The 6,712-nt window shown below is 71.0% G+C and carries 7 protein-coding genes; all 7 read right to left on the bottom strand.

Annotated elements, in window-relative coordinates; translation table 11 throughout:
• Window positions 1-179 precede the first annotated feature (179 nt).
• The 7 genes from metK to JS756_RS27210 all read right to left on the bottom strand — a co-directional run bounded on the left by metK (window position 180) and on the right by JS756_RS27210 (window position 6,478).
• On the bottom strand, window positions 180-1,403 hold the full coding sequence (metK, locus tag JS756_RS27180; protein ID WP_205385856.1) for a methionine adenosyltransferase: 1,224 nt from the start codon (window positions 1,401-1,403) through the stop codon (window positions 180-182).
• A gap of 238 nt (window positions 1,404-1,641) precedes the next feature.
• The gene (coaBC, locus tag JS756_RS27185; RefSeq protein WP_205385857.1) at window positions 1,642-2,844 is read right to left on the bottom strand and encodes a bifunctional phosphopantothenoylcysteine decarboxylase/phosphopantothenate--cysteine ligase CoaBC; all 1,203 of its coding nucleotides are present in this window, start codon (window positions 2,842-2,844) and stop codon (window positions 1,642-1,644) included.
• Window positions 2,845-2,950: 106 nt separating this feature from the next.
• Window positions 2,951-3,223 carry a DNA-directed RNA polymerase subunit omega gene (gene rpoZ / locus JS756_RS27190; RefSeq protein ID WP_205385858.1) on the bottom strand — a complete coding sequence of 91 codons (273 nt, stop codon included), beginning with the start codon at window positions 3,221-3,223 and terminating at the stop codon, window positions 2,951-2,953.
• A 50-nt stretch (window positions 3,224-3,273) separates the two neighbouring features.
• Window positions 3,274-3,867 carry a guanylate kinase gene (gene gmk, locus JS756_RS27195; RefSeq protein WP_205385859.1) on the bottom strand — a complete coding sequence of 198 codons (594 nt, stop codon included), beginning with the start codon at window positions 3,865-3,867 and terminating at the stop codon, window positions 3,274-3,276.
• Between the two features lie 61 nt (window positions 3,868-3,928).
• On the bottom strand, window positions 3,929-4,252 hold the full coding sequence (locus tag JS756_RS27200) for an integration host factor (RefSeq protein ID WP_026246651.1): 324 nt from the start codon (window positions 4,250-4,252) through the stop codon (window positions 3,929-3,931).
• Window positions 4,253-4,529: 277 nt separating this feature from the next.
• Window positions 4,530-5,375: an orotidine-5'-phosphate decarboxylase gene (gene pyrF, locus JS756_RS27205; RefSeq protein WP_205385860.1), complete on the bottom strand. Its 846-nt coding sequence runs from the start codon at window positions 5,373-5,375 to the stop codon at window positions 4,530-4,532.
• The gene (locus JS756_RS27210; protein WP_205385861.1) at window positions 5,372-6,478 is read right to left on the bottom strand and encodes a quinone-dependent dihydroorotate dehydrogenase; all 1,107 of its coding nucleotides are present in this window, start codon (window positions 6,476-6,478) and stop codon (window positions 5,372-5,374) included. The genes pyrF and JS756_RS27210 overlap by 4 nt, the downstream gene beginning before the upstream one ends.
• Window positions 6,479-6,712 lie beyond the last annotated feature (234 nt).

Raw genomic sequence — 6,712 nt, forward strand, 5'->3', positions numbered from 1 at the left:
CACCGCGCGGCCCGGGGCCCGCTCCGCCGAAGGACCCGCGGCCTTCGCACCGGAAGGCCGCGACGAGCCTGCGGCCGCGCGGGCGACGGGGGCCACCGGTCCACGGCGTGCCCAGCCCGTGGCGTGCGCCGAGACCCGGCACCCCGAAAGGGGACCGGGCCTCGGGAAGAGCGGGGTTCCTACAGGCCGACGGCCTCGCGCAGGGCGTCCACGCGGTCGGTGCGCTCCCAGGTGAAGTCGGCGAGCTCACGGCCGAAGTGACCGTAGGCGGCCGTCTGGGCGTAGATCGGGCGCAGCAGGTCCAGGTCGCGGATGATGGCGGCCGGGCGCAGGTCGAAGACCTCGTCGATGGCCTTCTCGATCCTCTCCGGCTCCACCTTGTGGGTGCCGAACGTCTCCACGAAGAGGCCGACCGGCTCGGCCTTGCCGATCGCGTACGCGACCTGCACCTCGCAGCGGGAGGCGAGGCCCGCGGCCACCACGTTCTTGGCGACCCAGCGCATCGCGTAGGCCGCCGAGCGGTCGACCTTGGACGGGTCCTTGCCGGAGAACGCGCCGCCGCCGTGGCGGGCCATACCGCCGTAGGTGTCGATGATGATCTTGCGGCCGGTCAGGCCCGCGTCACCCATCGGGCCGCCGATCTCGAACCGGCCGGTGGGGTTGACCAGCAGGCGGTAGCCCTCGGTGTCCAGCTTGATGCCGTCGTCGAGCAGCGCCTTCAGCTCCGGCTCCACGACGAACTCGCGGATGTCGGGAGCGAGCAGCGAGTCCAGGTCGATGTCGCTCGCGTGCTGCGAGGAGACCACGACCGTGTCCAGCCGGACCGCCTTGTCGCCGTCGTACTCGATGGTGACCTGCGTCTTGCCGTCCGGGCGCAGGTAGGGGATGGTGCCGTTCTTGCGGACCTCGGACAGGCGCTTCGACAGGCGGTGGGCCAGGAAGACCGGCAGCGGCATCAGCGTCGGGGTCTCGTCGGTGGCGTACCCGAACATCAGACCCTGGTCGCCGGCGCCCTGGCGGTCCAGCTCGTCCGTGTCGCCGGTGCGGGCGGCACCCTCGATCCGGGACTCGTAGGCGGTGTCGACGCCCTGCGCGATGTCCGGCGACTGCGAGCCGATGGACACCGACACGCCGCAGGAGGCGCCGTCGAAGCCCTTCTTGGAGGAGTCGTACCCGATCTCCAGGATCTTGTTGCGGACCAGGGTCGCGATGTCCGCGTAGGCCTTGGTCGTGACCTCGCCGGCCACGTGGACCAGGCCGGTGGTGATCAGCGTCTCGACGGCGACCCGGGAGGTCGGGTCCTCGCGGAGAAGCGCGTCGAGAATGGTGTCGCTGATCTGGTCAGCGATCTTGTCGGGGTGACCTTCGGTCACGGACTCCGAGGTGAACAGGCGACGGGACACAACGCTCCCTGGGGTTGCAGCGGCTGCTGGCTGATCATTGGCGGACGGACGGGGGCTGCACCCGGCGTCGTCCGAGAACAGTTTATCGGTCGCGGCAGACCACCGGCCCCCCTGTCTCGCCTCTCGGGAGCGCTGTGACCTGCGGCACGGGCATTCTGCCCAATGCCGAGCGGCCTTGAACAGAGCCGCCACGCGCCAATATGGGGGACGCGAGCGTTTCTTGAGCCGAATGAGGCATTCAGCTCAGCCGCTCGGCCACGAGATCCCAGACCGTGTCGGCCAGAGCCTCCTTGGGACCGTGCGGAACGGGGGTCTCACTGCCGTCGGCGCCGAGCACGACGGCCTCGTTCTCCTCGGAGCCGAAGGTCTTGCGCTCGCCCACCTCGTTCACCACGAGCAGGTCGCATCCCTTGCGGGCCAGCTTGGTGCGGCCGTTGGACAGGACGTCGTCGGTCTCGGCGGCGAAGCCGACGATCACCTGTCCCGCGCGGGCCCGGTCGGCGGAGATCTCCGCGAGAATGTCCGGATTCCGTACGAGGACCAGGGGCTCCGGTTCCTGGCCGTCCTTCTTCTTGATCTTTCCGGCGGCGTACGCCGCGGGGCGGAAGTCGGCGACCGCAGCGGCCATGACCACGGCGTCGGCGTCCGCGGCGGCCTTGAGCACGGCCTCGCGCATCTGCACGGCCGTCCCGACCGGGACGACGTCGACCCCGGCCGGGTCCGGCAGGCCCGTGTCGGCGGCGACCAGGGTGACACGGGCGCCGCGCGCGGCTGCCGTGCGGGCGAGGGCGTAGCCCTGCTTGCCGGAGGAGCGGTTGCCGAGGAAGCGGACCGGGTCGAGGGGCTCGCGGGTGCCCCCGGCGCTGACGACGACGTGCCGGCCGGCGAGGTCGGGCTCGTGTACACCGCGGGCCAGGACGCGTCGGCAGGCCTCGAAGATCGCGGCGGGGTCGGGCAGGCGGCCCTTTCCGGTGTCGACGCCGGTGAGGCGGCCGACGGCCGGCTCGATCACGACGACGCCGCGGCGGCGCAGCGTCGCCACGTTCTCCCGGGTGGCCGGGTGCTCCCACATCTCGGTGTGCATGGCGGGGGCCAGGACCACGGGGCAGCGGGCGGTGAGCAGGGTGTTGGTGAGAAGGTCGTCGGCGAGGCCGTGGGCCGCCTTGGCCAGCATGTCCGCGGTGGTCGGGGCGACCACCACGAGGTCGGCCCGCTGGCCGATGCGGACGTGCGGGACCTCGTGGACGTCGTCCCACACCTGGGTGGAGACGGGGTTGCCGGACAGGGCCGACCACGTGGCGGCGCCGACGAAATGCAGCGCGGAGGCGGTGGGGACGACCGTCACGTCGTGGCCCGACTCGGTGAACCGGCGCAGCAGCTCGCACGCCTTGTAGGCGGCGATGCCGCCGCTGACCCCCAGAACGACCTTCGGCTTGTCCACCGTCTCTCCCGGACCTCGGAAACCGTCTGTACCCATGACACACCACAGGCCCGGCAGTCGTGCTGCCGGGCCTGTGGAAAAACCCACTGCGATGTGCAGATATGACTTACTGGCCCGGGCCCTCGATGGCCTCGGAGGTCAGCAGCCCCGCGTTGATCTCCCGCAGGGAGATCGAGAGCGGCTTCTCGTGGACGTGCGTGTCCACGAGCGGACCGACGTACTCGAGGAGGCCCTCGCCGAGCTGCGAGTAGTACGCGTTGATCTGGCGGGCCCGCTTGGCCGCGTAGATCACGAGGCTGTACTTCGAGTCGGTGGCCTCGAGGAGCTCGTCGATCGGCGGGTTGATGATGCCCTCGGGCGCGGAGATGGAAGAGGACACGCTCTACCTTCCGATGGATGGGAAAGAACAGTCGGAGTGACCAGCTCTGATCACACAACGTCCGTCAAGGCTAGCAGCTCGCGCGCCACGTCCTCGACGGAGGTGTTGACCAGGGTCTCGTCGAACTCGGGCTCGGCTGCCAGCTCGACCTTCGCCACGTCCAGGCGGCGCCGGATCACCTCGGGGGGCTCGGTGCCCCGGCCGGTGAGCCTGCGCACCAGCTCCTCCCAGGAGGGCGGAGCCAGGAACACCAGCCGGGCCTCCGGCATGGACTCGCGGACCTGCCGGGCGCCCTGCAGATCGATCTCCAGCAGGACGGGCTCCCCCGACTCCAGCCGCTCGATCACGGCCGCGCGCGGCGTGCCGTAGCGGTTGCCGGCGAATTCGGCCCACTCCAGCAGCTCGCCGTTGGCGATCAGCTTGTCCATCTCCTCGTCGGTGACGAAGAAGTAGTGGACTCCGTGCTTCTCACCGGGGCGGGGCTTGCGGGTCGTCGCCGACACCGAGAGCCACAGCTCGGGGTGTTCCTTGCGCATATGGGCGACGACCGTGCTCTTGCCGACCCCCGAGGGGCCGGAGAGCACGGTCAGCCGCGGACGTGCGTCCGGGGGCTCGGGGGTCGTCCCCCGGGGTGTTACAGCCATGCAGCGATTATTCCAGCAATCCCGGAGTGCCCGGGACTCCCTTCCCGGCAGGGTCCCGGACTCAGGCGCCGGTGCTGCCGAACTCGCGCTCCAGGGAGGCGATCTGGTTGGAGCCGAGGCCGCGCACGCGACGGCTCTCGGAGATGCCGAGTCGCTCCATGATCTGCTTGGCGCGCACCTTGCCCACGCCCGGCAGGGACTCGAGCAGGGCGGAGACCTTCATCTTACCGATGACGTCGTTCTCCTGACCCTGCTTGATGACCTCGTGCAGGGAGGCGCCGGAGTGCTTGAGTCGATTCTTGACCTCGGCCCGCTCCCGGCGAGCCGCGGCGGCCTTTTCGAGCGCGGCTGCGCGCTGTTCGGGGGTAAGGGGCGGAAGAGCCACGCCTACGTCACCTCGGATGTCGAACTGTCGGATACGGACCGGTGAGGAACCTAGTCGCCCCACACCAGGGGAGCCACGAGCAACACGCTTGCCCGCTCACTCACGTCGGAGACTAGCGGTCAAGTCCGCCGGAGTCAGCGAGAACAGAGGAAAAGTCCTGGTCAGCCTCCGTCAGGCCGGACATTTAAGACATATTGCCCTTGATTTGAGAATGTATCCAGACCCGCGTCGGCCGAGATCAGGCCCCGGAAGGCCCGCAGGCAGCCCCGCCGGACGGTCAGCGGCCCGCGACCGCGACCCGGACCTCCTCCGTGAAGCGGTCCGCGGCGTCACGCAGCGCGACGACCTCGGGACCGTGCATCAGCACACCCCGGCTGACGTTCGGCACGACGTTGCGCACCGCGGAGCCGAAGACCCGCGGCAGGTCCGCCGGGGTCGCACCCTGCGCGCCGATGCCGGGCGCCAGGAGCGGGCCGTTGACGTCGAGGTCGTAGGAGGACAGGTCACCGAGCGTGGCGCCCACGACGGCCCCGAAGGAGCCCAGGGGCGCCTCTCCCGCGTTCTCGGCCGCCAGGTGGGCCAGCACGGTCGCGCCGACGCTCCTGCCGTCCGCGCGGACCGCGTGCTGCACCTCGCCGCCCTCCGGGTTGGAGGTCAGCGCCAGCACGAACAGCCCCGTGCCGGTCTCGCGGGCCAGCTCGACGGCCGGGCGGAGCGAACCGTAGCCGAGGTACGGGGAGACGGTGAGCGCGTCCGAGAACAGCGGGGAGTCCTTGTGCAGGAAGGCCTCGGCGTAGGCGGCCATGGTGGAGCCGATGTCGCCGCGCTTGGCGTCCATGACGACGAGCGCCCCGGCCGCCCGGGCCTCCTCGACCGCCTTCTCCAGCACGGCCACGCCGCGGGAGCCGAACCGCTCGAAGAAGGCGCTCTGCGGCTTCAGCACGGCGACGCGGTCCGCGACCGCCTCGACGACCGTGCGGCTGAACCGCTCCAGGCCGGCGACGTCGTCGTTCAGGCCCCACTCCGCGAGCAGGGACGCGTGCGGGTCGATGCCGACGCACAGGGGGCCCCGCTCGTCCATGGCGCGGCGGAGCCGGGCTCCGAAGGGCTCGAAGGGGGTCATGCGGCCTTCCTTGCGTCGGCGCCGACGGCGTCGGCGAGGGTGGCGTACGGGCTGGTGCGCAGGCGGGCGGCGAGCCCCTTGTGCAGGGCCCGCATCCAGAACGGGCCCTCGTAGACGAAGGCGCTGTAGCCCTGGACGAGCGTCGCTCCGGCGAGAATGCGCTGCCAGGCGTCCTCGGCGTCCCCGATGCCGCCGACACCCACCAGGGTGATCCGGTCGCCCACGCGCGCGTACAGGCGGCGCAGGACCTCCAGGGAGCGTTCCTTCAGGGGGGCGCCCGAGAGCCCGCCGGTCTCCTGGACCAGGTCGGGCGGGGAGGTCAGGCCGAGTCCCTCGCGCGCGACGGTGGTGTTCGTGGCGATGATCCCGTCCAGGCCGAGTTCCACGGCCAGGTCGGCGACGGCGTCGACGTCCTCGTCGGCGAGGTCCGGCGCGATCTTCACCAGCAGCGGCACGCGGCGCGTGGTGACCGCGCGGTCGGCGGCCTCGCGCACGGCCGTCAGCAGCGGGCGCAGGTGGTCGACCGCCTGCAGGTTCCGCAGGCCGGGCGTGTTCGGCGACGACACGTTCACGACCAGGTAGTCGGCGTGCGGCGCGAGCCGCTCGGCCGACTTCACGTAGTCGTGCACCGCCTCGTCCTCGGGGACGACCTTGGTCTTGCCGATGTTGACGCCGACGACCGTCCTGAACACCGGCCTGCGGGAGGCGAGGCGGGCGGCGACGGCCAGCGAGCCCTCGTTGTTGAAGCCCATGCGGTTGATCAGCGCGCGGTCGGACACCAGGCGGAAGAGCCGCTTCCTGGGGTTGCCCGGCTGCGGCTCCCCGGTGACCGTGCCGATCTCGACGTGGTCGAAGCCGAGCATCGACATCCCGTCGACGGCGACGGCGTTCTTGTCGAAGCCGGCGGCGAGGCCGAAGGGCCCGTGCATGCGCAGTCCCAGGGCCTCGGTGCGCAGCTCCGCGTGGCGGGGGGCGAGCACGGCCGCCACGAACGTGCGCAGCACCGGGACGCGGGCCGCCGTGCGGATCCAGCGGAAGGCCAGGTAGTGGGCCTGCTCGGGATCCATCCGCTGGAAGAACAGCCGGAAGAAGAGCTTGTACATCAGTGTGTCCTCGACAAACCTCGTGAACGGTTCGGGCCTCATGAAGAGGGGGACACCGTCCGACGGTGTCCCCCTCGACGGCCGCTAGTCGCGGGCCGCGTTCAGATGCTCGGCGTGTTCTTGGAGGGAGCGGACGTCGACGTCGCCGTGGTTGAGGGCGTCGATGCCCTGGACTGCGGCGGCGAGGGCTTGGACGGTGGTGAGGCAGGGGACGGAGCGGGCGACGGCGGCGGT

Origin of the sequence: Streptomyces actuosus (assembly GCF_016921115.1) — a bacterium.
GTDB lineage: Bacteria > Actinomycetota > Actinomycetes > Streptomycetales > Streptomycetaceae > Streptomyces > Streptomyces actuosus_A.

Bases quoted from the DNA above. Each gene is read 5' to 3' on its own strand.
- gmk (WP_205385859.1), bottom strand. From the start codon at position 3,867: ATGGCTGTAACACCCCGGGGGACGACCCCCGAGCCCCCGGACGCACGT.
- pyrF (WP_205385860.1), bottom strand. From the start codon at position 5,375: ATGACCCCCTTCGAGCCCTTCGGAGCCCGGCTCCGCCGCGCCATGGAC.
- JS756_RS27210 (WP_205385861.1), bottom strand. From the start codon at position 6,478: ATGTACAAGCTCTTCTTCCGGCTGTTCTTCCAGCGGATGGATCCCGAG.